Annotated in this window: 22 protein-coding genes and 1 tRNA gene; 10 read left to right on the top strand and 13 right to left on the bottom strand. The window is 64.5% G+C overall.

Annotated elements, in window-relative coordinates:
- The first annotated feature begins 8 nt into the window (after positions 1-8).
- From trbK-alt to KYK83_RS15500, 6 genes are read left to right on the top strand one after another with little or no spacing between them, the layout of a single operon-like run.
- Entirely contained in the window at positions 9-311 is a 303-nt protein-coding gene (gene trbK-alt / locus KYK83_RS15525) for a putative entry exclusion protein TrbK-alt (RefSeq protein ID WP_159640332.1), read from the top strand.
- A complete protein-coding gene (trbL, locus tag KYK83_RS15520; RefSeq protein ID WP_159640335.1) occupies positions 308-1,693 on the top strand; it encodes a P-type conjugative transfer protein TrbL in 1,386 nt (461 codons plus the stop codon). Before trbK-alt ends, trbL begins: the two co-directional genes overlap by 4 nt.
- 6 nt (positions 1,694-1,699) lie before the next feature.
- A complete protein-coding gene (trbF, locus tag KYK83_RS15515) occupies positions 1,700-2,383 on the top strand; it encodes a conjugal transfer protein TrbF (protein ID WP_159640338.1) in 684 nt (227 codons plus the stop codon).
- The gene (trbG, locus tag KYK83_RS15510; RefSeq protein ID WP_159640341.1) at positions 2,380-3,396 is read left to right on the top strand and encodes a P-type conjugative transfer protein TrbG; all 1,017 of its coding nucleotides are present in this window, start codon (positions 2,380-2,382) and stop codon (positions 3,394-3,396) included. Before trbF ends, trbG begins: the two co-directional genes overlap by 4 nt.
- Positions 3,393-4,610 (top strand): TraB/TrbI/VirB10 family type IV secretion system protein, encoded by a 1,218-nt coding sequence (locus tag KYK83_RS15505; protein WP_159640344.1) that lies wholly within the window; start codon positions 3,393-3,395, stop codon positions 4,608-4,610. The genes trbG and KYK83_RS15505 overlap by 4 nt, the downstream gene beginning before the upstream one ends.
- Positions 4,607-4,828, top strand: a complete 222-nt coding sequence (locus KYK83_RS15500; protein WP_012049886.1) for a DUF2274 domain-containing protein — start codon at positions 4,607-4,609, stop codon at positions 4,826-4,828. Before KYK83_RS15505 ends, KYK83_RS15500 begins: the two co-directional genes overlap by 4 nt.
- 17 nt (positions 4,829-4,845) lie before the next feature.
- Here KYK83_RS15500 and KYK83_RS15495 read toward each other — a convergent pair whose 3' ends face one another.
- The 7 genes from KYK83_RS15495 to KYK83_RS15465 form a co-directional block, all read right to left on the bottom strand.
- Positions 4,846-5,145 (bottom strand): hypothetical protein, encoded by a 300-nt coding sequence (locus KYK83_RS15495; protein ID WP_159640347.1) that lies wholly within the window; start codon positions 5,143-5,145, stop codon positions 4,846-4,848.
- Positions 5,146-5,147: 2 nt separating this feature from the next.
- Positions 5,148-6,089 carry a LysR family transcriptional regulator gene (locus KYK83_RS15490; protein ID WP_159640350.1) on the bottom strand — a complete coding sequence of 314 codons (942 nt, stop codon included), beginning with the start codon at positions 6,087-6,089 and terminating at the stop codon, positions 5,148-5,150.
- Positions 6,086-7,552, bottom strand: coding sequence for an efflux transporter outer membrane subunit (locus tag KYK83_RS15485; RefSeq protein ID WP_159640353.1), 1,467 nt, complete (start codon positions 7,550-7,552; stop codon positions 6,086-6,088). Before KYK83_RS15485 ends, KYK83_RS15490 begins: the two co-directional genes overlap by 4 nt.
- On the bottom strand, positions 7,549-10,725 hold the full coding sequence (locus KYK83_RS15480; protein WP_159640356.1) for an efflux RND transporter permease subunit: 3,177 nt from the start codon (positions 10,723-10,725) through the stop codon (positions 7,549-7,551). Before KYK83_RS15480 ends, KYK83_RS15485 begins: the two co-directional genes overlap by 4 nt.
- Positions 10,722-11,921 (bottom strand): efflux RND transporter periplasmic adaptor subunit, encoded by a 1,200-nt coding sequence (locus tag KYK83_RS15475; RefSeq protein WP_159647823.1) that lies wholly within the window; start codon positions 11,919-11,921, stop codon positions 10,722-10,724. Before KYK83_RS15475 ends, KYK83_RS15480 begins: the two co-directional genes overlap by 4 nt.
- A 310-nt stretch (positions 11,922-12,231) precedes the next feature.
- Positions 12,232-12,684, bottom strand: coding sequence for a Cu(I)-responsive transcriptional regulator (gene cueR, locus KYK83_RS15470; protein ID WP_159640359.1), 453 nt, complete (start codon positions 12,682-12,684; stop codon positions 12,232-12,234).
- Positions 12,681-15,188, bottom strand: coding sequence for a heavy metal translocating P-type ATPase (locus KYK83_RS15465; protein WP_159640362.1), 2,508 nt, complete (start codon positions 15,186-15,188; stop codon positions 12,681-12,683). Before KYK83_RS15465 ends, cueR begins: the two co-directional genes overlap by 4 nt.
- Positions 15,189-15,424: 236 nt before the next feature.
- Here KYK83_RS15465 and KYK83_RS15460 point away from each other — a divergent pair, with 236 nt between their 5' ends.
- Both KYK83_RS15460 and copM read left to right on the top strand, forming a co-directional pair.
- On the top strand, positions 15,425-15,628 hold the full coding sequence (locus KYK83_RS15460; protein ID WP_159640365.1) for a heavy-metal-associated domain-containing protein: 204 nt from the start codon (positions 15,425-15,427) through the stop codon (positions 15,626-15,628).
- 9 nt (positions 15,629-15,637) lie between these two features.
- Positions 15,638-16,042 (top strand): CopM family metallochaperone, encoded by a 405-nt coding sequence (copM, locus tag KYK83_RS17480; protein ID WP_159640368.1) that lies wholly within the window; start codon positions 15,638-15,640, stop codon positions 16,040-16,042.
- 139 nt (positions 16,043-16,181) lie between these two features.
- Here the strand turns inward: copM and KYK83_RS15450 are convergent, their stop codons facing one another.
- On the bottom strand, positions 16,182-16,532 hold the full coding sequence (locus KYK83_RS15450) for an ArsR/SmtB family transcription factor (RefSeq protein WP_159640371.1): 351 nt from the start codon (positions 16,530-16,532) through the stop codon (positions 16,182-16,184).
- A gap of 134 nt (positions 16,533-16,666) precedes the next feature.
- Here KYK83_RS15450 and KYK83_RS15445 point away from each other — a divergent pair, with 134 nt between their 5' ends.
- Positions 16,667-17,164, top strand: a complete 498-nt coding sequence (locus KYK83_RS15445; RefSeq protein WP_196847016.1) for a DUF305 domain-containing protein — start codon at positions 16,667-16,669, stop codon at positions 17,162-17,164.
- A gap of 7 nt (positions 17,165-17,171) precedes the next feature.
- Here the strand turns inward: KYK83_RS15445 and KYK83_RS15440 are convergent, their stop codons facing one another.
- From KYK83_RS15440 to KYK83_RS15430, 3 genes are all read right to left on the bottom strand, one after another.
- The gene (locus tag KYK83_RS15440) at positions 17,172-18,197 is read right to left on the bottom strand and encodes a cation diffusion facilitator family transporter (RefSeq protein ID WP_159640374.1); all 1,026 of its coding nucleotides are present in this window, start codon (positions 18,195-18,197) and stop codon (positions 17,172-17,174) included.
- 66 nt (positions 18,198-18,263) lie between these two features.
- Positions 18,264-18,560, bottom strand: a complete 297-nt coding sequence (locus KYK83_RS15435; RefSeq protein WP_283249976.1) for a hypothetical protein — start codon at positions 18,558-18,560, stop codon at positions 18,264-18,266.
- Positions 18,561-18,686: 126 nt separating this feature from the next.
- Positions 18,687-20,252, bottom strand: coding sequence for a tyrosine-type recombinase/integrase (locus KYK83_RS15430; protein ID WP_159640377.1), 1,566 nt, complete (start codon positions 20,250-20,252; stop codon positions 18,687-18,689).
- Positions 20,253-20,402: 150 nt separating this feature from the next.
- Here KYK83_RS15430 and KYK83_RS15425 point away from each other — a divergent pair.
- A tRNA-Gly gene (locus KYK83_RS15425) sits at positions 20,403-20,484 on the top strand.
- A gap of 320 nt (positions 20,485-20,804) precedes the next feature.
- Here the strand turns inward: KYK83_RS15425 and fixJ are convergent.
- Positions 20,805-21,428 (bottom strand): response regulator FixJ, encoded by a 624-nt coding sequence (gene fixJ, locus KYK83_RS15420; RefSeq protein WP_103022816.1) that lies wholly within the window; start codon positions 21,426-21,428, stop codon positions 20,805-20,807.
- Positions 21,418-22,970: two-component system sensor histidine kinase NtrB (locus KYK83_RS15415; protein WP_346729477.1), on the bottom strand; the 1,553-nt coding region annotated here is incomplete at its 5' end. The genes fixJ and KYK83_RS15415, both read right to left, overlap by 11 nt.

The following is a 22,970-nucleotide window of genomic DNA, read 5'->3' as shown; positions in this document are numbered from 1 at the left end:
GACGCCCAATGCCGCGCACGGCGAAGATCGCGGGGGTGGCGGCGCTGGCCGGGCTGATGATGACGGTGGCGATCGCCGCCGCCGTCCAGCCCGATGAGCCTGCGCCCGCGCCGCCGCTTGTCCTGTCGGCGGACGATGGCCAGGCCAGGCTCGCCCGCGAGCTGGATCGCTGCGCCTCGCTCACCATGCCGGACAGCGGCTGCGAGGCGGCCTGGGCCGCCAACCGCCGCCGCTTCTTCCGCCAGGACGAGCCCGCGCCCGAGATCGAGCGCGGCGGCGACACGGCGCCGGATGAAGGCGCCGCGCCATGAACGACACCGGCGTTATCGACAATTTCCTCAATGTCTTCACCGGCTACATCGACAGCGGATTCGGGCTGCTCGGCGGTGAGGTCGCGTTCCTCTCGACCACGCTGATCGCCATCGACGTGACGCTCGCCGGCCTGTTCTGGGCCTGGGGTGCGGACGAGGACGTGCTTCAGCGCCTCGTCAAGAAGACGCTCTACATCGGCACTTTCGCTTTCATCATCGGCAATTTCGCGCTGCTCGCGACCATCGTGTTCGAGAGCTTCGCCGGGCTCGGCCTCCAGGCCAGCGGCGGGGCGATGACGATCGACGAGTTCATGAAGCCCGGCACGATCGCGGCGAAGGGGCTCGAAGCCGCCAAGCCGCTGCTCGATGCGGCGGGGCAGTTCTCCAGCCTTTGGGCTGTGTTCTCGAACCTCGCGCTGATCCTCGTGCTGCTGCTCGCCTGGGTGATCGTGGTGCTCGCCTTCTTCATCATCGCCGTGCAGGTCTTCATCACGCTGATCGAGTTCAAGCTGGTGACGCTCGCCGGCTTCGTCCTGCTGCCCTTCGCCTTTTTCAACAAGACCGCGTTCATGGCCGAGAAGGTGCTGGGCCATGTCGTCTCGACCGGCATCAAGGTGCTGGTGCTTGCGGTCATTACCGGCATCGGCACCACCCTGTTCAGCCAGTTCACCGGCGCGGCCCTCGGCCCCGCGCCCGACATCAATCAGGTCATGGCCATCGCGCTCGCCGCGCTGTCGCTCCTGGGCCTGTCGATCTTCGGTCCTGGCATTGCGAACGGCATCGTCTCGGGCGGCCCGCAGCTCGGCGCGGGTGCGGCGGCCGGGACCGCGCTGGCAGCAGGCGGCGCGCTGGTCGGTGGCGCAGCCGCCGCACGGCTTGGCGTCGGGGCCGCCGGCTCCGCGCTCGGCACGGCCGGTCGGATGACAGGCGCCGCCGCGCGTGGCGGCGCTCAGATGGCTGGCGGTGCGACCAGCGCCTACAGCCTCGGCTCGCTGGGCAAGAGCGGCGCGGGCGCTGTCGCGGGCGGCATGGCCGCGGTCGGCCAGGCGGCGGCGGGAAGCGCGGCGAGCGCCGTCCTTTCACCGCTGCGCGCGGCCGCCGCCAAGGGCGGCGCGGCAATGAAGTCCAACTTCCGCTCCGGCGCCCGTGCCGGGTTCACCGCCACCGGCGGCACGATCACCGGCGGACCCGCGCCCGCCGGCCCGGCCGCCGCAACCGCTGGCGGTTCCGCATCGACCGGCTCGTCGGCCCAGCCTCAATGGGCCGCCGCGATGAAACGCCGCCAGGCCGTCAGCCACGGCGCGACCGTCCTCGCCCACACCATGAAGGCCGGCGACAGCCACGGCGGCGGAGCCGGTCCCGACATCAAAGAGAAGGACTGACCTCCGATGTTCCGACGCCCCACCATCCGCTATGGCCAGACCGCCGAACCCGCCACACCCTATCAGCGCGCCGCGCAAGTCTGGGACGACCGCATCGGCTCCGCCCGCGTGCAGGCGAAGAACTGGCGCCTCGCCTTCTTCGGCGCGCTGGCGCTCTCGGGCGGTCTTTCCGCCGGCCTCGTCTGGCAGTCGGCGCGTGGGCATATCGTGCCCTGGGTGGTGCAGGTCGATCGGCTCGGCGAGGCCCAGGCCGTCGCCCCCGCCGAAGCCGGCTACCGCCCGACCGATCCACAGATCGCGTTCCATCTCGCCCGCTTCATCGAGCAGGTCAGGGCGATCCCGGCCGATCCGGTTATCGTCCGCCAGAACTGGCTGCGCGCCTACGACTTCACGACCGATCGGGGAGCGGTGGCGCTAAACGACTACGCCCGCGCCAACGACCCCTTCGCCAATGTCGGCCGGGTGCAGGTCGCGGTGGACGTGTCGAGCGTGATCCGGGCATCGCCCGACAGCTTCCGCGTCGCATGGACCGAGCGGCGCTATCAGGACGGTAGCCTCGCCGCCACCGAACGCTGGTCCGCGATCCTCACCATCGTCGTGCAGCCGCCGCGCACGCCCGACGCCCTGCGCAAGAACCCGCTCGGCGTCTTCGTCAACGCTTTGAATTGGTCAAGGGAGCTGTCGCAATGACGCACACGCCATTTCGCCGTTCCGCCTCGGCGGTCCTGCTTGTCTCCGCCACCGCGCTCGCCGGCTGCGCCACCACCTCGGCGAAGCCGCCCGCCATCGCCTACGACGATCCGCCGCGCGAGATCGCGGCGACGCCGGCTGCGGAACCGCCGCGCCCCGTCGAGGTGGTGACGATCCCCGAACCCCTGCCGCTCCCCGGCCAATTGAAGCCGGTCGCGGCCGGAGCGGCGACTTCCGAGCCCGCCGATCCGCGCCGCCGCGTCGGGGCCGCCAACGCCGCCGCCCGCGTGCAGCCGGTGCGTGACGGTTTCCTCAACGCCATCCAGCAATATCCCTGGACGGACGGCGCGCTCTATCAGGTCTATACCGCGCCCGGACAGGTAACGGACATCGCCTTGCAGGAAGGCGAGCAGCTCGTGGGGTCGGGGCCGGTCGCGGCCGGCGATACGGTCAGGTGGATCATTGGCGACACGGTGAGCGGCAGCGGCGCGACGGCGCGCGTGCATATCCTCGTGAAGCCGACGCGGCCCGACCTTTCCACGAACCTCATCATCAACACTTCCCGGCGCACCTATCATCTGGAGCTGCGCGCGACGGCTTCGACCTACATGGCGTCGGTCTCGTGGACCTATCCGCAGGACCAGCTCATCGCGCTGCGCGGCGCCAATGCCGAAGCCGCCGCCTCGGCCCCCGTCGCGACCGGCCTCGACCTCGCGGCGCTCAACTTCCGTTACCGGATCGAGGGCGACCGCGTGCCGTGGAAGCCCGTTCGCGCCTTCGACGATTCCGCCCAGGTGTTCATCGAGTTTCCGGCCGGGATCTCGCAGGGCGAGATGCCGCCCTTGTTCGCGACCGGCGCGGCCGGCGACGCCGAGCTGGTCAACTATCGTGTGCAGGGCCGCTACATGGTGGTGGACCGGCTGTTCGCCGCCGCTGAGCTGCGCCTGGGCGACCGGCGCAGCGAGCAGCGCGTCCGCATCGTGCGCGACGACGGACGCAGGGGGCGGCCGTGACCGATCCGGCCGACAATTCCCCGCCCGAGGCCGCCGCACCGCAAGCGCCGCGCCCCGATCCTCAAGCCTTCCAGCTTCGCGGCGACCCGCCGCGCGTCATGCGCCTGTCGCGCAAGGCTCTGGCCGCGATCGGCGTCGTCGCCAGCCTCGGGATCGGCGGCTCGCTGATCTATGCGCTGAAGCCGGCAGGCGAGAAGGAAGCAAAGGAACTCTACAGCACGGACAGCCGCGCCACCTCCGAGACCATCACGTCGGGACCGCGCGATTACAGTCAGGCGCCGAAACTCGGCCCGCCGCTTCCCGGTGATCTCGGCGGCCCGATCGTCTCGGCGCAACAGCGCGGGGAGAATGTCCCGGTCCCGCCGGTCGGCGCCCAGCCCGATCCGCGCGCCCAGGCCGAGGAAGCCGCCCGCCAGCGCATCAGCCAGGAGCGCGACGCGGCGCGCATGAGCGGCGTGTTTCTCGGCGGCGGTAGCGCCGGGGCCGCTGCCATGCCTTCGCTGCCGAACCTCGCAATCGCAACGCCCGACGCTGCCGCTCCGCAGCCAGCCGATTCCGCGCAGGGCGACCAGGCCGCCAAACGCGCCTTCATGGCGCAGGCGTCCAGCCAGCGCACGGTGAGCGTCGAGCGGCTTGTCGCGCCGGCTTCGCCCAACATCGTGCAGGCCGGCAGCATCATTCCGGCCGCGCTCATCACCGGCATCCGCTCCGACCTGCCCGGCCAGATCACCGCCCAGGTGACGGCGAACGTCTATGACAGCCCTACGGGCCGCATCCTGCTCATCCCGCAAGGGGCGCGGCTGATCGGCGAGTATGACAGCGAAATCGCCGCCGGCCAGACGCGCGTGCTGCTGGCATGGGATCGGCTCATCATGCCGGACGGCCGCTCGATCGTTCTCGAGCGCCAGCCCGGCGCCGATGCGGCCGGCTATGCCGGATTGCAGGATCGCGTGAACCAGCATTGGGGCAACCTGCTGAAAGCCGCCGCCGTCTCGACGCTGCTTGGCGTGGGGGCCGAGCTGGGCGCGGACAGCGAGGATGACCTGACTCGCGCCCTGCGCCGCGGATCGCAGGACACCATCAACCAGACCGGCCAGCAGATCGTGCGTCGGCAGCTCAACGTGCAGCCGACGCTCACCATCCGGCCGGGGCATCCGTTGCGCGTGGTTCTGACCCGCGACCTCGTATTGGAGCCGGTTGGAGGCGCACGATGAGCAAATTGAAGCTGGGGCCGCTTCCCGACGAGAAGCCGATAAAGGCCACGGTGGACATTCCCGCTGCGGTATATCGCGAGCTGACCGCCTATGCGGAGGCACACGCGGCCGAGACGGGCAGTTCGCCTGTGCCGCCCGAGAAACTGCTAGTGCCGATGGCCATTCAGCTCATGGCGACGGACAGGGGCTTTCGCCGGTGGCTCGCGCAGCGGAAGTGAGAGCGCGCCGCCTGCCGTCAGTTGCCCATGAACTTCTTGAACCGCTCGCGGCCTTCCGCCTCGATCACCGCTTGCTCGGCGTTGGCGCACTCGTCGCCGCGGGCCGTTCCTTCCGCGCATTGCGCCACGACCTGCCGGGCTTCATCGAGATGCGCCGCGAAATACTGCATCGCGCGCGGCTCGGCCGGCGTCGGCGCGGCGGCAGGCGGGTCGGCGACGATCGCCGCTTGGTCGACGGGCACGATCACCGGGCGCAGGACGAAGCCCGCGCCGAATCCGATGACCAGCACGATGATGAGTGTCTTACTCTGTGTCATGGCTATTTTTTCTCCGGTTGGTGATGTGATGGCTGGGGCGTGGGAATGGGTGGCAGCGAATAGCGAACGGCCACGAAATCGAGAAACCGGCGCAGGACCGCATTCTCGTTGTCAGCCCGCCAATACCCCGAAAAGCCTATCCGTATGTGGCTGCCAGTCTCATGGACCTCGCGAAACACGACGCCTGGAATCTGGATGCCGAGCGCGGATTCCGCGACGATCGAGATATGGCCGCCCAGCGCGATGGCGCTAAGCACCGTGTCGCGGCCGATGTCGTCCATTGCAATCTCGGGCGTGTAGCCCGGCATCCCAAGCTTCCCTAGCAGCATGTTACGGGTTTCGGGGCCGGGATCGCGCTCGGTGAGCAGGAAGCGTTCGCCGCTCAGGTCCGGCCAATGGATACGCTCGCGCGCGATAAGCTGATGGCCTTCCGGCATCGCCACCAACATGCGCTCACTCCACAAGGGGCGGCTCATCAACTCCCGATAGGGTGTCTCGCCGGTCATGATCGCGATGTCGAGCAGGCCGTTCTCGATCCCGGCCAGCAGCATATCCCGGTCGCGCTCGAAGCCGGACACTTTCACCTCGGGATAGCGTTCGCCGAACTCGCTCAGCGTCGCCCGCAAGTTGCCGGCAGAGAAGGACGTATAGAAGCCCACCGCCAGCTTGCCGGCATGGCCGTCGTTCGTGGCGCGAACCCAAGCGTTCAGCTCCTCGAACTCCCTGACGATGCGCTGCGCCGTCCGCAGATAGGTTGTGCCGTTCGGTGTCAGCGTGGCACCGCGCGTCTTGCGGTCGAACAGCGCCATACCCAGCCGCTTCTCGATTTCGAGGATATGCCTGCTAAGCGTTGCCTGCTTGATATTGATGCTGCGCGCCGCGCGGCTGAAGCTGCCAGCCTCGGCGGCCGCAATCAGGTAGCGAAGCTGGCGCAGCTCGATCACCGGGTTAACGGATCATCAGGCGGTGCCGCGAACTCCGTCCAGCCGCCGCCCAGCGCCTTGTAGAGATTGATGAGATTGCTAAGCCGCACCAGCTTGGAGCGGACCAGGGCTTGCTGCGATCCGTAGAGCGTGCGCTGGGCTTCGAGCAGGGCGAGATTGTCGTCCTCTCCTGCTTTGAACCGCTGTTCCGCGAGCGCATAGGCGTTACGGCTCGCATCGACCCGCTGCGTTTCCGACCGGATTTGAGCGTCCAGAGTGCCTTTGCCAGCGAGGCCATCGGCCACTTCGCGGAATGCGGACTGGATTGCCCTTTCATAGTTGGCGATCTCGATCCGCTTCTGCACTTCCGCACGGTCGAGATTGGCCCTGAGCGCGCCGCCGCCAAAGATGGGAAGCGGCAGGGTGATGCGCGGCATGAAGCTCCACGCGCCCGACCCCGACGAGAACAGATCGTCGAGGCTGGCGCTCGCTGTTCCCGCCGAGCCGGTTAGGCTGATCGTCGGGAAGAATGCCGCGCGGGCCGCGCCGATATTGGCGTTCGCGCCGCGCAGCGTATGTTCGGCCGCGCGAATGTCGGGACGGCGCGTGAGAAGGTCCGAGGGCAAGCCAGCGGGCAGATCGGCGGGCATGATCCCGTCGGGCAACGTGTCAGCCGCATCAAGCCGGGTGGTCAGCTCCGGCGACAACGGCTCACCCAGCAGCAGAACCAGCGCATTGCGGTCCTGTGCGGCAAGACGAGTAAAGGTCGCGCGATCCGATTCCGCCGTGCGGAGCGCCACCTCGGCGCGTTCGAGATCGAGCCGGGCAAGATTGCCCACTTCGGCAAGCTGCTTCGTCAGCGCATAGCTGCGTTCCTGGGTGGCAAGCGTTTCGTTGGCGAGGCGGAGCAGTTCCTGATCGGCGCGCAAGGTCAGATAAGCGTTGGCGACTTCCGCAACGAGACTCATCTGCGAAGCCTGCCGGGTGGCATCCAGCGACAGATAGGACTCCAGCGCCTGATCGCTCAGGCTGCGGACGCGGCCCCACAGGTCCAGCTCCCAGGCCGAAGCCATCGCCCCCACCTGATAGCTGCGGCGGTTATAGAACAGGTCGGATGGCAAGCGCTGGGCTGTCCCTTCCGCCCCGACGGCGATGGTCGGCAGCAGTTCGGATCGCTGGATGCGGTATTGCGCGCGCGCCGCTTCCACGTTCAGGGCCGTCACGCGAAGGTCGCGGTTATTCGTCAGCGCCTTTTCGACCAGCTCGTGCAACAGCGGATCGTCGTAGAAGTCGCGCCACCCGATGTCCGCTCCCGCGCTCGCCTCGGAAGGCTGCACGCCCTCATACGCCGCGCCGGTCGGGAAGGATGGGCTCACCGGCGCTTCCGGGCGCACATATTTCGGCGCCATGGAGCAACCGGCGAGCGCCGCCGAGCCGAGCAGAAGGATGAGCTTGCCACTCAGGGCATTCAGTCGAGCGTTCATGCGTTTTGCTCCGAAAGCGGGGCCGATGGCTGACGTGCCTCGCGGCGGACCGCAAAGCGCCGCACAGCGACGTAGAAGACGGGCGTGAGGATCAGGCCGAACAGCGTAACCCCGAGCATCCCGGCGAACACGGCGATGCCCATGGCGTGACGCATTTCCGCGCCCGCGCCGCTCGCGATCACCAGCGGAATGACGCCGGCGATGAAGGCGATCGACGTCATCAGGATCGGCCGCAATCGCAGCTTCGCCGCTTCCAAAACCGCCGGTAGCGGCTCCATGCCTTCCTGTTCCTTCGCGCGGGCGAACTCCACGATCAGGATGGCGTTCTTGGCGGCCAAGCCGACCAGCACGACGAACGCGATCTGTGTGAAGATGTTGTTGTCGCCGCCTGAAATCCACACGCCGCCGATGGCGGAGAGCAGCGCCATCGGAGCGATCAGCAGCACGGCGAACGGCAGCGACCAGCTATTATATTGCGCCGCCAGGATCAGGAAGGCGAGCAGCACCGACAGCGGGAAGACGATAAGCGCCGTGTTGCCTGCGGCCTTCTCCTGATAGGTGAGATCGGTCCATTCATAGGTCATGCCGGGAGGCAGCGTTTCTTGGACGATGCGTTCGATTGCCGCCGTCGCCTGACCCGACGAATAGCCCGGCGCAGGGCCGCCGCTGATGTCGGCCGACGGATAGCCATTATAGTGCATGACGCGATCCGGCCCCGTGCTGCGCGTGATCGTCACCAGCGACGACAGCGGGATCATCTCGCCCGTCGCGTTGCGGACCTGGAGCTGACCGATATTTTCGGCCTGCTGGCGGAACGGCGCGTCGGCCTGGACCATCACCCGGTAAGTGCGGCCAAAGCGGTTAAAGTCGTTCACATAGAGCGAGCCGAGATTGACCTGCATCGTCTCGAAGATCGCGGTCAACGGCACGCCTTGCGCCTTCGCCTTCACCCGATCGACATCGATCTGGACCTGGGGCGCGTTGGGCTGGAAGCTCGCCAGCATCCCGGCCAGCTCAGGCGTCTGCATGGCGCGCGCCATGATCTGCCCTTGCGCCTGCGCGAGCGCGTTGAAGCCAAGTCCCGCGCGATCCTCGATTTGCAGCTTGAAGCCGCCCATTGCGCCAAGGCCCGGCACAGGCGGCGGCGGGAATACACCCACGAAGCCGTCGGGAATCTGGCTGAACTTGCCCATCAGCCTGCCGGCGATGGCGTGGGCCGAGAGGTCCGCGCCTTTCCGATCCTCAAAACTGTCGAGCATGATGAACATGACCGCCGAATTGGGCAGGTTGGCCGCGCCGTTCACGTCGAGGCCGGGAAAGGCGACGACGCTTTCGACGCCCGGCTCCGCAAGCGCGGTTTCTGACATTTGCTGCACCACTGCTTCCGTGCGGTCGAGCGAGGCTCCGGCAGGAAGTTGGGCGATGCTGAGCAGATAATATTTGTCCTGCATCGGCACGAAGCCTGCGGGGACTTGGTGGAAGCCCAGCCAGGTCAGCCCCAGGAAGCCGGCATAGAGCAGCCCAACGATTCCACTCGCCCGCACCGCACGGCGCACCGTCCCCACATAGCGGTCGGACAGCTTGTCGAAGAAGCGATTGAACCGCGCGAAGACGCCCCCGAATACACGGTCGATGAAGCGGGTAAGCCGATCGCGCGGCGTGTCGCCGTGATGCGGTTTCAGCAGCATACCGGCCAGCGCGGGGGAGAGCGTCAGCGAATTGATGGCCGACAGGATGGTTGAAATCGCGATCGTCAGCGCGAACTGGCGATAGAACTCACCCTGCAATCCTGACAGAAATGCCGAGGGGATGAATACCGCCGCCAGCACCGAGGTAATCGCAAGGATCGGCCCCGTCACCTCGTCCATCGCCTTTCGGGCCGCCTCCTTGGGAGACTGACCCAAAGCGATGTGTCGCTCGACATTCTCGACCACCACGATCGCGTCATCGACGACGATGCCGATGGAAAGCACCAGTCCGAACAGCGACAGCGTGTTCAGCGAGAAGCCGAACAGATACATGATGGCGAATGTGCCGACGAGCGACACCGGCACGGCGACCAGCGGAATGATGGACGCGCGCCAGCTCTGGAGGAAGATGACCACGACGAGAACGACGAGCAGCGTCGCTTCAAGCAGCGTCACCGCCACCGATTTGAGCGAGGCGCGCACGAAGATCGTGGGATCGTAGGCGATCTCATAGCCGATGCCTTCCGGGAAATCGGCCTTGAGGCGTTCCATCGTGGCCCGCACCGCACTCGACGTGTCGAGCGCATTGGCGCCGGGACTCATGAGGATTTGCATGCCGACGGCGGGCTTGCCGTTCAACATGCTGCGCAGAGTATAATTGTCCGCGCCCATCTGGATGCGGGCGACGTCGCGCAGGCGGGTGATTTGCCCATCTTCGCCGCTCTTGACCACAATATCGCCGAACTGCTCCTCGGTGGTCAGCCTGCCCAGCGCATTGACGGACACCTGATAGGCGGCCTGCGCATTGGGTTGCTGGCCGATCGAACCGGCGGCGACCTGAATATTCTGCTCGCGGATCGCGGCGACGACGTCGCTGGCGGTCAGGCCGCGCGCCGCCACCTTGGTAGGATCGAGCCACGCGCGCATCGCATACTCGCCTTCACCGCCGATGATGACGTTGGCGACGCCTGGAAGGCGCGCCAGTTCATCCTTCACACGCAGCGAGGCATAGTTGGACACGTAGAGCGGATCGTAACGATCGCTGGTGGCGCGCATATGCATGACCATCAGGATGTCGGGCGAGGTCTTGTCCGTCACAACGCCTATGCGCTGCACCTCCTCCGGCAGTCGGGGCAGCGCGCGCGAGACGCGGTTCTGCACCTGAATTTGCGCGACATCGGGATCGGTTCCCTGCTTGAAGGAAATCGAGATCGTCATGCGCCCGTCGGTCGCAGACTGCGAACTCATGTAGAGCATGTTCTCGACGCCGTTGATCGCCTGTTCGAGCGGCGCGGCGACGGTTTCGGCTATGACCTCCGGGCTGGCTCCCGGATAGGCGGCCGTGACCTGCACCGTTGGAGGCGTGACCGAGGGATACTCGCTCAAGGGAAGCTGAAACAGGGTGATGCCCCCGGCGATCAGCATGAGCACCGATAGCACGACCGCGAAGATCGGGCGGTCGACGAAGAAGCGTGGAAATGTCATTGACCCGCCTCCGCAGAAGTAGCCTCAGCGGCGGGACGGTTGCCCGCACCCGAAGCCTCGCCCTGGACCATCGGCCCCCTGCGCGGCGTGACCTGCATCCCAGGACGCACAAGACCCTTGATGATGATGCTGTCGCCCGGCCTCAGTCCCGATTTGACGACGCGAAGGCCATCAACCACCGGACCGAGTTCGATCGGCCGATACTCGGCCTTGTTGCCCTGGCCGACGACCAGCACATAATTCCTGCCCTGGTCGCTTCCGACAGCCTGATCGTTGATGAGGATGGCCTGTTGGGGTGCGCCGAGCGTGAGCCTCACGCGAGCGAACAGACCCGGCGCGAGGTCCCCACCGGGGTTGGCGATGATGGCGCGGGCACGGATGGTCCCTGCGCTGCGATCAATGCCATTGCCCAGGAAGTCGAGCGTGGCGCTGTGCGGATAGCCCTGCTCGGTCATCAGACCGATTTCGACCGGAAGGGGCGCGGTCGAACCGCCACGTCGGGCCTGCTCGACAAAATTGAGATAGGTCGCCTCGTCGATGTCGAACAGGACATGGAGCGGGTTGACCGATTTGATGGTGGTGAGCGGTGTCGCGCTGGCGCCTGCGCCCACGACGTTGCCCGCCGTGACAAGCACGCGATCGACCCGGCCGTTGATCGGCGCCGTAACCTGGGTGAAGGAAAGGTCGAGACGCGCGGCGGCGACGGCCGCGTTGCCGACCTGAACCTGTGCGCGGGCGGCGTTCCGCTGCGCCACGGCGTCGTCATAGGCTTTGCGCGAGATCGCGCCGGTCGAGACGAGCTGTTCCGAGCGGCTGAAATTGCTTTCCGCGAGTGCGGCCGAGGCTTGCGCCTGGCGAAGCTGCGCCTGCGCCTGATCGAGCACGACCTGGAAGGGGCGCGGATCAATGCGGAACAGAAGCTGCCCCTTCCTGACGATCGCACCTTCAGGGACGTGGACGGAGACGATCGCGCCGCTGACGCGAGGCCGCAACTCGACGCTTTGGGGCGCGGCCAATGAACCGTTGAACTCGGCCGAGGGCGCAAGCTCGCGCACCACGACTTGCGCCACCGGCACTTGCGGCGCGGCGGCAGCCGCCTGCGCGCCCTGATCGCTGCCCGATTCGCTACAGGCCGAAGTAAGGCCACCTATAGCCAAGGCCACGGAGGCCAGGAGAAGTGCGCTTTTTGCTCGCATGATTTTGCCCTTCAACGGTGCCGCGCCCTGCTCATCTGTTCCGCGGCGTCTGATTGATTCTTGTGCGGTTTGCGGTTTCCAACGTTGGCAAGGTCAAGGCTTTTATGTCACCCAGATTCATATGAATATGTGTTCATATGTAATATGTCAACGATTGGCGGAGGATCGAGAGATTCGCACCCGCATGGCGCGTCGATCCGAACCGCAAGCCAGTGGCTTGCAGCCGGATCAGCCGCCTCAAGTGTGCGGCGGTCGCCGTTCTAGTGGGGACGGCGTCGCATCACGAAGCGGCGCCGAATAGCCAGTTCATTCAGGGGCGATGTCGGAGGCGCCCTGTTCCAGCCGTAGCCGGGCTCGGCACTTCCTGCTCCCCGCTGGGTTCTTCCAGATCGGCAAGGATCGGGCAGTCAGGTCGATCATCGCCCGCGCAGCAGTCGACCAGCGTGCTGAGCGTCGCGGCCATCTGTTCCAGATTTTCGATCCGCTCCTGAAGCTGAGCGATATGCGCCTGGGCGATCCGCTTCACGTCGGCGCTCTGGCGGGACGTGTCCCGCCAGAGGCTCAGAAGGTCGTTGATCTCCGCGACCGAGAAACCGAGATCGCGCGCCCGCCGGATGAACCGCAGCATGTGGACATCCGACGGCGAATAATCGCGGTAGCCGGAGTCCTTGCGATCGGCTTTCGGAATGAGGCCGGTCTGCTCGTAATAGCGGATCATCTTGGCGGAGACGCCCGATGCCTTGGATGCTTGCCCGATATTCATGATGCTGCTCCTGCCTCAATCGTGCCTGACCGAAAACCGCGCAGGCGCAGCGAGTTGCCCAAGACAAAGATACTCGACATCGCCATAGCACCCGCCGCGAAGACCGGCGACAACAGGATGCCCAGGCTCGGATAGAGGACACCCGCCGCGACTGGGATCAGCGCCGTGTTGTATGCGAACGCCCAGAACAGGTTCTGGCGAATATTGCCGATCGTCGCGCGCGAGAGCGCAATGGCCGTCGCCACGCCGTTCAGATGGCCGGACATGAGCACGACGTCCGCCGCCTCGATCGCGATGTCCGTGCCGGTGCCGACCGCAAGGCCGACATCGGCCGCCGCCAAGGCGGGCGCGTCGTTGATGCCGTCGCCAACGAAGGCGACACGGCCATGATCCGCCTTGAGCCGGGCGATCGCGTCCACCTTGCCTTCAGGCAGGACTTCGGCCACCACTTCATCAATGCCGAGCTGGCGGGCGATGGCCTGCGCCGTCATGCGGTTGTCGCCAGTCAGCATCGCGACCTTGAGGCCAAGCGCGTGTAATGCGGCGATCGCGGCCGGGGTGGTTTCCTTGATCGGGTCGGCCACGGCGATGATTGCGGCGAGCTTGCCGTCGATCGCGGCGTAGAGCGGCGACTTGCCTTCCTGGCCCAGCCGCGCGGCCGTGTCGGCGAAGGCGGCGACGTCCAGCCCCAGTTCGCGCATGAAACGATCGGCGCCGATCTGGACCAACTCGCCGCCCGCCACGGCCTTTACCCCGAAGCCGGTGATCGATTCAAAGTCGCCAATCGCGGGCAGCGCGATGTCTTCCGCCTTCGCGGCGTCGACAATGGCGCGGGCAATCGGATGCTCCGACTTGTTCTCGACGGCGGCAACCAGACCCAGCACCGCCGCCCGGTCGAAGCCGTCCGTCACCTGAAGGTCGGTGAGCGCGGGGCGTCCCTCGGTCAGCGTGCCGGTCTTGTCGACCGCGACGACCCTGGCATCCTTCAGAAGCTGGAGGGCTTCACCCTTGCGGAACAATATGCCCAGCTCCGCGCCGCGCCCTGTGCCGACCATGATCGCGGTCGGCGTCGCGAGGCCCATCGCGCAGGGGCAGGCGATGATGAGGACCGCCACGGCATTGACCAGCGCGAAGGTCAGCGCGGGCGACGGGCCGAACCACAGCCACGCCGCGAACGTCAGCGCCGCCACGGCGAACACGGCGGGAACGAACCACATCGTCACCTTGTCGACCAGCGCCTGGATCGGCAACTTCGACCCCTGCGCCTGTTCGACCATACGAATGATCTGCGCGAGCATCGTCGCGCCGCCGACAGCGGTGGCGCGGAAGGCCAGCGCGCCTTGCTGGTTGACCGTGCCGCCGACCAGCGTGGCGCCCGCGACCTTGGCGACCGGGATCGGCTCGCCGGTAATCATCGACTCATCGACATAGCTCTCGCCTTCGATCACTTCCCCGTCGACGGGGATGCGTTCGCCGGGGCGCGCTTCGATGATGTCGCCGGTGACGACTTCGTTGATGGAAACCTCCACCACGGAGCCATCGCGGCGAACGCGGGCGGTTTTGGCCTGCAATCCCACGAGCCGCTTGATCGCTTCGGACGTGCGGCCCTTGGCGCGGGCTTCCAGATAGCGGCCGAGCAGGATCAGCGCGACGATGACGGCCGCCGCCTCATAATAGACGTTCACCGTGCCTGCGGGCAGCAGGCCGGGCGCGAAGGTCGCGACCAGCGAATAGGCATAGGCGGCCAGCGTGCCGACCGACACCAGCGAGTTCATGTCGGGTGCCAGCCGCGCCAGCGCGGGCAGACCCTTCTCGTAGAAACGGATGCCGGGGAAGGCGAGGACCAGCGTCGTGAGGACGAACTGGATATACCAGCTTGTCTGGATGCCGATCGTGCGGTCGATCAGTGCATGGGCGCCGGGAATGACATGGCTGCCCATTTCGAGCAGGAACACCGGCAGCGCCAGTGCTGCGGCCATGAAGAAATCCTGCTTGAGATCGCGGCGCTCAGCATCCTTGCGTTCGGCCGTTTCTTCATCACCGGCGACGCTCGTTTCGATCGGGCGCGCGGTGTAGCCCGCGCCCGCGATTGCCGCGATCAGCGCCTGCACATCGGCCGTGCCGCGCACGCTCGCACGCTCGGTCGCCAGATTGACGGTCGCCTCAGTGACGCCGGGGACGGCTTTGAGCGCCCGTTCCACCCGCCCGACGCAGGAGGCGCAGGTCATCCCCTCCACCGCCAGCTCGATGCCGGTGGCAGATGGCACATTATAGCCGGCGTCTTCGACGGCCTTCACCAGCGCCTTCCGGTCAACGGAGTTGCTGGCCTGAATGTCGGCGCGCTCGGTCGTCAGATTGACGCTGACGGACTGCACGCCCTCGACCTTGCTCAGCGATCGTTCGATGCGCGCGACGCAAGAGGCGCAGGTCATGCCTTCAATGGGCAGGCTGATCGCCGAATCGGCGCGATCCGCCAAGTTTCCCTGGATTTCCGCGGCTCTCATTGCTCGATACTCCACACTTTTCGATTGAATTTGCATCAAGATGCAGGTTCCAATCGTGGGAAGGTCAAGGCAAAATATATGCCGGCCAAATATGGCCAGCCTGCATCTGAAAACGCATGGGTGAATGCGGGAGCCGCATTTTCCCTTTCCGACAGCAATCGCGAAAACGGCCTTGACCTTCCAACGATGGGAAAGGTTAGCTTGTGATTCGTCGTTAGGAAAAATGGAGATTTTCAATGCAATTCCACGTCGAAAACATGAGCTGCGGTTCGTGCGTCAAGCACATCACGCAAGCGATCGCCGCGATCGACCCCAATGCAAAGGTCGACGTGAATATCGCGGACAAGAAAGTCACGGTCGATAGCGTCGCCAGCGCGCAGGACATCGAAGCGGCGCTCGCTGAAGACGGTTATCCCGCGCGCGTTATTGAACAGGTATAGGAGACAGGCATGAACAAGCTGACGCCTATCTTCATCGCGGGCGCGCTGTTGGCCGTCGGCGTTCTCGCATACACGCAATCCGGCATCGGCCCGCAAACGACCAGCGTTGCGACGACACAAAGCGGACATGGCGGACACGCCAGCCCGGAACGCTCGGCCAATCCGGTCATTCGCGATTACCAGATTGCCAATGACAAGATGCACGCCGACATGGGAATCGAGTTTACCGGCGACGCCGACGTCGATTTCATGCGCGGCATGATCCCGCACCACCAGGGCGCGATTGATATGGCGAGTGTCGTTCTCCAGCATGGGAAAGACCCGGAGGTTCGCAAGCTGGCCCAGGACGTCATCACCGCCCAGGAAGGCGAGATCGCGATGATGCAGAAATGGCTGGCCGATCGGGGCAAGTGATTGTCCCGATATAGCTGGCCGATCGATCCTCGCGCGCCAGCGCCACCAAGAACAGCCCCCTGATGTCATGCACGACATCGGGGCTTTTTTGTTCTGACAGAGGAAACGGTCGAGCCGAATGCGGCGCGGCCAGCGGCGATCAATCGTCGCCGTGGTCCTCTCCAATATGGCTCGCCATGTCGATGAGCATGGTGCTCACATGGGCATCGGCCACTTCATAGAATATCTGCTTGGCTTGCCGCTCGCTACGGACCAGGCGCGCGCCGCGCAGGAGGCGCAGATGATGGCTCACCAGCGTTTGAGACAGATCGAGGCTTTTGGCGATGTCCCCCACCGATCGCGGACTTTTCAGGCAATAGAGCAAGATACGCAGGCGGGAGGGGTCACCCAGCAAGCGGAACGTTTCGGCCAGGATCGTAACACCGTGGCTCGATAATCCCAACGAATGCTCGGGATTACCATGATCGTCAGAGGTAGTGGGGTCGGACATTGGAACACTCATACATGAAGATATGACGATGTGTAGATATATGGTCTTTTCTATCGCCACTCGGCGTCGAGGGCCGCCCCATTAAGCGCCTTCCCGAAGGGAACCGAACGGCCGCACAGAGGATTGCATAGGCGATGTCACAGGCTGACCAATCCTATGGCGGCGGGCATGACAAAGAGACTGCCCACGGCCGCCCCTATTTGATGTTCTGGATCAACATGATCCTTGGCCTTGCGGTCATGTATGCGGTCATGTTCACCATGATCGACGGCTGGCATGACTTCAGGAACAATCTGAACATGCTCTACATGGCGGTGACGATGTGGGCGCCGATGGGCATCTTCATGCTCGCCACCATGCCCGGCATGTTTCCCGACAGGAAAATGAATATCGCGCTCTACGTCCTGTTCGCCGTGCTGACCGCCGGGTCTTTTTGGGCGACCCGCGCGCAGGCGGCGATTGATGACCGTCAGTTCATCGCCTCGATGATCCCGCATCATTCGGGAGCCATCCTTATGTGCCGGGAGGCAAGGCTCAGCGATCCCGAACTGACCAATCTGTGCAACGCGATCCGCAAGGCGCAGCGCGAAGAAATCCAGCAGATGCAGAGCATCGCGGATCGGTTGCGCTGACGGCCTGTCAGTGGGAGCAAGCCTTTCCTGACGCGCCGTGACTGTGGCCGAAATGATCGTGGTCATGGTCATGCCCATTGTCCCGCTTGTTGCCGGGAGCCAGGCTGCACGTTTCGCCTTCCTCGTTCCAGTCGACCGCCACGGTCGCGTGTTCGATCTCGAAATGGTTCTCCAGCTCGCGCTCGACGGCGCGCACAACGACGCGGGCCTCGGCGTCGCTTGTGGGGCGGACGTGCATCGTTGCCAGCGTGCGGCCTGACGTGATCGACCACACATGGATATGACCGACCGCAGCGACGCCCGGCACATGCTCCAGAAGATGACGCTCGATCTTCTCCGGCGCCGCGCCGTCGGGCGCACCTTCGAGCAGGATGTGAAGCGACTTGGCCGCCAACTTCCACGCGCTACGCAGGACCAGTAGGGAGACGACGACCGAGAGGATGGGGTCGATCGGCGTCCAGCCCGTCAGATAGATCACGATCGCCGCGCCCACGGCCCCGACCGAACCGAGCAAGTCGCCCATGACGTGCAGCGCCGCGCCCTTGATGTTGACATGCTCGCTGTCGCCGCGCGTCAGAATCCAGAAGACGAGGATATTGACCAGCAGCCCCGCGACCGCGACGCCGAACATCGGCCCGGCAAGGATCGGCTGCGGCTCCTGAAAGCGTTCCCAGGCTTCATAGACGATCCAGCCCACGATCGCGAACAGGGTGACGGCGTTGACGAAACCGGCGACCACCTCGAAGCGCAGATAGCCGAAGGTGCGCTTGGAATCGGCCGCGCGCTGACCGAAGCGGAAGGCCGCATAGGCGAGTGCCAGCGCCGCTGCGTCGGTCATCATATGCCCGGCATCTGCCAGCAGAGCGAGTGAGCCCGAGATCAGGCCGCCCACGACCTCGACCACCATGAAGGTGAAGATCAGGCCGAACGACAGCAGCACCTTGCGCTCATTATCGCTGGTGATGGTCGGCGTGTGCGAATGATCGTGGTCGTGATCGTGGCCGTGACCATGATCGGCGTGCGAATGGGCCATTATAGAGCTTTCATACTATACTGAATGAACATATGAATATGTGTTCATATGATAGATGTCAATATATTATGCAATGGGCCAGCGTGGATGCAGTTCGTCGATCACGAAAGCGTGGCGTGCGCGACCGCCCGGATGCCCTTCGAGAAGATGGGGATGATCGCGTGGCAGATCGTCATGCGTGTGCGCCAGCACCTCAACATCTGCCGCCGGCCAAATCCAGAAGGCGATCACTGTGCCGATCAGCGCCAGCGCGGCGGCTGCCCCGAAAGCTGTCCCCATGCCTTCAATTGCGCCGGCCTGTCCGGCGAGTGGATAGGCGATGAGCCAGCACACATGACTGAGCGCGAATTGCGCGGCGAACAAGGCGGGGCGATCTTCCTCCGCCGATGATCGACGCAGCAGCCGTCCGCCCGGCGCTGTTCGAATAGGCGATGCCCAGCGCCAGCCAGCCCACGAGGATGACGCCCCAATAGCCGGACGAAGCAGGCTCTATGCGGCGGCGCGATGCGAAGCTAACGCATCGACCAGCGCCCGGCCAACAGAGCTGATCGTCCACCATGCCAGCAAATCGCTGGGGCCAATATCAGCGATGGCGAAGCCCCGCCTGGCAAGCATAGCGAGGGCCGGATCGTTGGCCGAAGCCAGAAATCCCTTGTCCTCAGCGGACAACGCGGCAAGCTCGACCAACGCTTCCCATTCGGCATCAGGGAGTAAGCCATTGCTGGCTGGGGCCGCTTCCTTGATTGGTATGGGCTCGGCTGCCTTGCGACGCTTGCGGGGCGCAGGCTTGGTTTCACCGGCCAGTGCCGAGGCGATACGACGGCCTACGCGATTGGCGGCCTTCACCGATGGATCATGCTGAACATGGGCATAGATCATCGTGGAACGTAGATTTGCATGGCCGAGGATTGCGCCGGTCAGCGCCAGCGCCTCGCCGTGCGAGGTGGCTGTGGCACCCACCGTATGACGCAGCGTATGCGGGGTGACGCCGGGCAGTTCGGCCTTCTTCACGATCTTCGGCCAGATGTTCTTGGTGCCTTGGAAATAGCTGTTGCCCTCATCGGCGGGAAACACATAGTCTGTGTCGTCCACTTTCTCGACGCTTTTGAGCAAGGTCGCCGCGGCGAGGCAGAGCGGACGGATCGACTTGCCGGTCTTGCTGTCGTCGAGGACGAGCAGACCATTATCCAGATCGACCTCATCCCATTTCAGCTCCGCTATTTCATTGCGGCGGCAGCCGGTCAGCACCCACAACCGGGTGATGTTGAGCGCCTTGCTGTTGACGCCCTCCGCTTCCAATGCGTCACAGGCCGCGCCCAAGCGTGCGACTTCCTCAAGCGTAAGGAAGCGTGTGCGCTTGTTGTCGGACTTGTTCACCACGGCCTTCTCGCAGGGGTTGGCTGCGACGATCTCGTGCCGCTTGGCGAAGCTGAATACGGCCGACAGATCGCGGAACACCTTGCGCGCCGCACCAGCGCCACCCTTGACGATGATCCGCGTGCGCGGCCCCGTCTTCTCATTCTTCGCCGTCTTGCCAGCTTCGACATCGCGGAAGAACCGCTCGATGTCGGCCGCGCCGATCTCCGTCACGCGCTTCCGGCCGAGCAGCGGCACGACATGATGGCGCAGCCGGGCGATGGTGTATTTCTTGGTCAACGACTTCATCGGCTGACCCTGGCGCTTGCCGCGCTGGATGAAGCAACCCTCGGCTTCATACAGGTCGATCAGCGCACTAATCCGCATTTCCTTACGCTTGGCATTACGCTCCGAAACGGGGTCTTTGCCCATCAGCGCGGAAGCCACGATCTCCTTCGCGCGCTTACGCGCCAGCTCGACGGTAAGCGGGCCGAATTGCCCAATCGTGAAGAAGCGTTGCGGCGCACTCCGGCCGCCGCCTTCGGCGAGATACTTGACCACAAAGGTTTTGACCCCGCTCACTCCGATGCGAATACCAAAGCCCTTGGTATCGCTATCCCACAGCACATAACGCTTTGCGCCTGGCTCAGCGGCGTCCACCACCGTTTTTGTGAGCTTTATTTCAGACTGCTTTGCCATTTTTCTGTGTCTTTCTGCGGGCCTTTGCCATTTATCAGGCTACAACCGGGCTACAACGCCAAAGTGGAAAAGCGGGCTTCCTCTCGGCCCTGTATAGCGTAGAAAGATAAGAAAAGAAACGTAAAATCATACCGTTAATCGTAGAATAGCGCGGGGTGGCGTATCTTGGAATAGTGCCTATGCAACTTTGCCAAGGTTGGGGTCGGGCGTTCGAATCGCCTCGCCCGCTCCATTTTTCTTTCGAAAATTGAACCGCTTAAGCGGATCGCAAGTTGGCGGATCCTGCTTCCCCGGTCTGTCGGTTACTCCGGGGAAGCACGGGGGAAGCACAATTCGGAGTTTCGTGGCGCACTCTGGCGTTTGCATTGCGGCATTCTGAACCACCCGATTCCAAGGTGCAAGGGTTGGCTTGGCGTATGCCCAGCTTGGAGTGCGGTCGGTGAAAGTATCCAATCTAATTGCCCACTTCGCTTGTCATTTGAAGCGGCGGAATTGGGGCCGGTTACGGACCGTCCGCTTTCATCTGAAACCCGGTGAAAGCAGACGAACCAGCTAGCCCAGCCGGGCAATCGTCACCATGCGCACGAGATCGGAGAGGGTCTTCGCCTGCATCTTCATCATCGCATTCGCGCGGTAGACTTCAACAGTTCGGGGGCTGATGTCGAGATCGAAGGCGATCACCTTGTTGGCTTTCCCGTCCACAAGGCCATCGACCACCTGGCGCTCCCGCGCGGAGAGCAGAGCGAGACGGTCGAGCACTTCGCGGCGTTCGTTTTGTTTCTGCTCATCGTCGGTGCTCTCGTTCAGCGCCTTGCGGATTGCCGCTAGTATGGCCTCGTCGTCGAACGGCTTCTCGATAAAGTCCGCAGCGCCTGCCTTCATCGCCTGGATCGCCAACGGCACGTCGGCGTGACCGGTAATGACGATCACCGGCACAGTATCATCGCGCTCCTTCAGCTTACCGGCCAGTTCGACACCGTTCGTGCCGGGCATGCGCACGTCGGTCACCACGCAGGCGCCGGAAAGCGGAGGTGCGGATTTCAGGAAAGCATCGGCCGAGGCGAACGAGCGAACTCGGATTTCGGCGACGTCGAGAAGAAACTCCAGCGAGTGCCGTGCGCTCTCGTCGTCGTCGATTACGTAGACGATCGGATCACTCGCACCTCTACTCGCCATCGTATAGTTCCTCGCTTGCGACACGCTGGACCGTAAAGCCGAACTCCGCCCCGCTGCCGGGAGCTGGCCGGACCCAAATACGCCCGCCATGCGCCTCGACGATCGTGCGCGAAATCGACAGTCCGACGCCCATACCCCTGCGCTTGGTGGAGATGAAGGGCTGAAAAAGCCGGTCGGCGACTTCGGGATCGATGCCGGGACCGGTGTCGGTCACCGATACCTGTGCCATGTCCTCGTCGTCGGCTTGTTCGATCACAATCGTCAGATTACGTTTCGAAAACTCTGATTCCGCCATCGCATCGACAGCATTTCGCACGAGGTTGAGCACGACCTGCTGGATCTGAACCTTGTCGACCAGCACCAGATCGATTGCAGGGCTGAACTCATACTGCACCCGGATGCCATGCTCCTTGGCACCCACGAGCGCGAGAGCGCTGGCCTCCTCGACGAGCTTCGGCAGGCTCTCGATCGTGCGTTCGGTTTCTCCGCGGGCTACGAAATCCCGCAGCCGGCGGATGATGTCGCCCGCCCTGAGCGCTTCCGCGGCGGCCCGCTCAACGGCTTCCGCTACGCGCTCGTGCTGGACCTCCTCTCGCATGAGCAGCAACCGGCTACCCTTGAGGTAATTAGCGATCGCCGAGAGCGGCTGGTTGATCTCGTGCGCGAGCGCAGACGCCATTTCACCCAAAGCGGTAAGCCGCGAGACGTGCACCAGCTCGCTTTGTAATTCCTGCAATCTTGCCTCGGCCTGCTGGCGCTCGGTCAGGTCCCGGATGAACCCGGTGAAGAAGCGCTGCCCTTCGGCCTGCATCTCGCCCACCGCGAGTTCGAGCGGGAAGGTCGAACCGTCCTTGCGCTCGCCGACGACCACGCGACCCTTGCCAATGATCCTCCTCTCGCCGGTGCGATAGTAGCGCTCGAGATAGCCGTCATGCGCGCTGCGGTAGGGATTGGGCATCAACACCTTGACGTTCTCTCCGGCCACCTCTGCCGCATGCCATCCGAACATCCGTTCGGCCGCAGGACTGAAATCGCGGATCAATCCGGATTTGTCGATGACGATCATCGCATCTGGCACGGTGTCGAGGATCGATTGCAGATGGGCTTCACGCCGCGCGAGAGCGACGGCGGCGGTTTCAGTTTCGATCCGCGCGCGTTGAAACCATTCGCCGCCGATGGCCACGGCCAAGCCGATAAGCACGAAGGCTGCGGCGGCAATCAGGCTTCCGCCCTCGATCGGTCCGCTCGGCGCGTCGCACCATAGACCCGCGGCAGCGCCGACCACAGCCGCAAGACTTCCGGCTCGAATCCCGGAAAGTGCGCTCGCGACGACCACGCCGGGAACGAAGAAAATGAACGTCGCGCGTTGACCGAGTTCGTCGGCTGCCAGCAGGCGGACCGCCACGCCCGCCGCTATAGCGAGCAGTGCCAGTAACAGCGCGGTCGAAAACGACAGGCGCGGCAGGAAGCGGCTGACAAAGCTGGTGCGCCCTACTTCCGGTAAGGCCCTTAGGGTGCTTGGCGTAGGGCAATCATCCAAAT

Source organism: Qipengyuania pacifica (assembly GCF_019857205.1).
In the GTDB taxonomy this organism is placed as follows: domain Bacteria; phylum Pseudomonadota; class Alphaproteobacteria; order Sphingomonadales; family Sphingomonadaceae; genus Qipengyuania; species Qipengyuania pacifica.
The sequence above is the reverse complement of the archived record's forward strand: the minus strand, read 5'-3'. Positions and strand labels throughout refer to the sequence as shown.

Bases quoted from the DNA above. Each gene is read 5' to 3' on its own strand.
- trbF (WP_159640338.1), top strand. From the start codon at position 1,700: ATGTTCCGACGCCCCACCATCCGCTATGGCCAGACCGCCGAACCCGCC.
- copM (WP_159640368.1), top strand. From the start codon at position 15,638: ATGAACAAGCTGACGCCTATCTTCATCGCGGGCGCGCTGTTGGCCGTC.
- KYK83_RS15480 (WP_159640356.1), bottom strand. From the start codon at position 10,725: ATGACATTTCCACGCTTCTTCGTCGACCGCCCGATCTTCGCGGTCGTG.
- KYK83_RS15485 (WP_159640353.1), bottom strand. From the start codon at position 7,552: ATGAACGCTCGACTGAATGCCCTGAGTGGCAAGCTCATCCTTCTGCTC.
- KYK83_RS15450 (WP_159640371.1), bottom strand. From the start codon at position 16,532: ATGTCCGACCCCACTACCTCTGACGATCATGGTAATCCCGAGCATTCG.
- trbL (WP_159640335.1), top strand. From the start codon at position 308: ATGAACGACACCGGCGTTATCGACAATTTCCTCAATGTCTTCACCGGC.
- KYK83_RS15465 (WP_159640362.1), bottom strand. From the start codon at position 15,188: ATGAGAGCCGCGGAAATCCAGGGAAACTTGGCGGATCGCGCCGATTCG.
- KYK83_RS15440 (WP_159640374.1), bottom strand. From the start codon at position 18,197: ATGGCCCATTCGCACGCCGATCATGGTCACGGCCACGATCACGACCAC.
- cueR (WP_159640359.1), bottom strand. From the start codon at position 12,684: ATGAATATCGGGCAAGCATCCAAGGCATCGGGCGTCTCCGCCAAGATG.
- trbK-alt (WP_159640332.1), top strand. From the start codon at position 9: ATGCCGCGCACGGCGAAGATCGCGGGGGTGGCGGCGCTGGCCGGGCTG.
- KYK83_RS15475 (WP_159647823.1), bottom strand. From the start codon at position 11,921: ATGCGAGCAAAAAGCGCACTTCTCCTGGCCTCCGTGGCCTTGGCTATA.
- KYK83_RS15500 (WP_012049886.1), top strand. From the start codon at position 4,607: ATGAGCAAATTGAAGCTGGGGCCGCTTCCCGACGAGAAGCCGATAAAG.
- KYK83_RS15445 (WP_196847016.1), top strand. From the start codon at position 16,667: ATGTCACAGGCTGACCAATCCTATGGCGGCGGGCATGACAAAGAGACT.
- KYK83_RS15495 (WP_159640347.1), bottom strand. From the start codon at position 5,145: ATGACACAGAGTAAGACACTCATCATCGTGCTGGTCATCGGATTCGGC.
- fixJ (WP_103022816.1), bottom strand. From the start codon at position 21,428: ATGGCGAGTAGAGGTGCGAGTGATCCGATCGTCTACGTAATCGACGAC.
- trbG (WP_159640341.1), top strand. From the start codon at position 2,380: ATGACGCACACGCCATTTCGCCGTTCCGCCTCGGCGGTCCTGCTTGTC.
- KYK83_RS15460 (WP_159640365.1), top strand. From the start codon at position 15,425: ATGCAATTCCACGTCGAAAACATGAGCTGCGGTTCGTGCGTCAAGCAC.
- KYK83_RS15430 (WP_159640377.1), bottom strand. From the start codon at position 20,252: ATGGCAAAGCAGTCTGAAATAAAGCTCACAAAAACGGTGGTGGACGCC.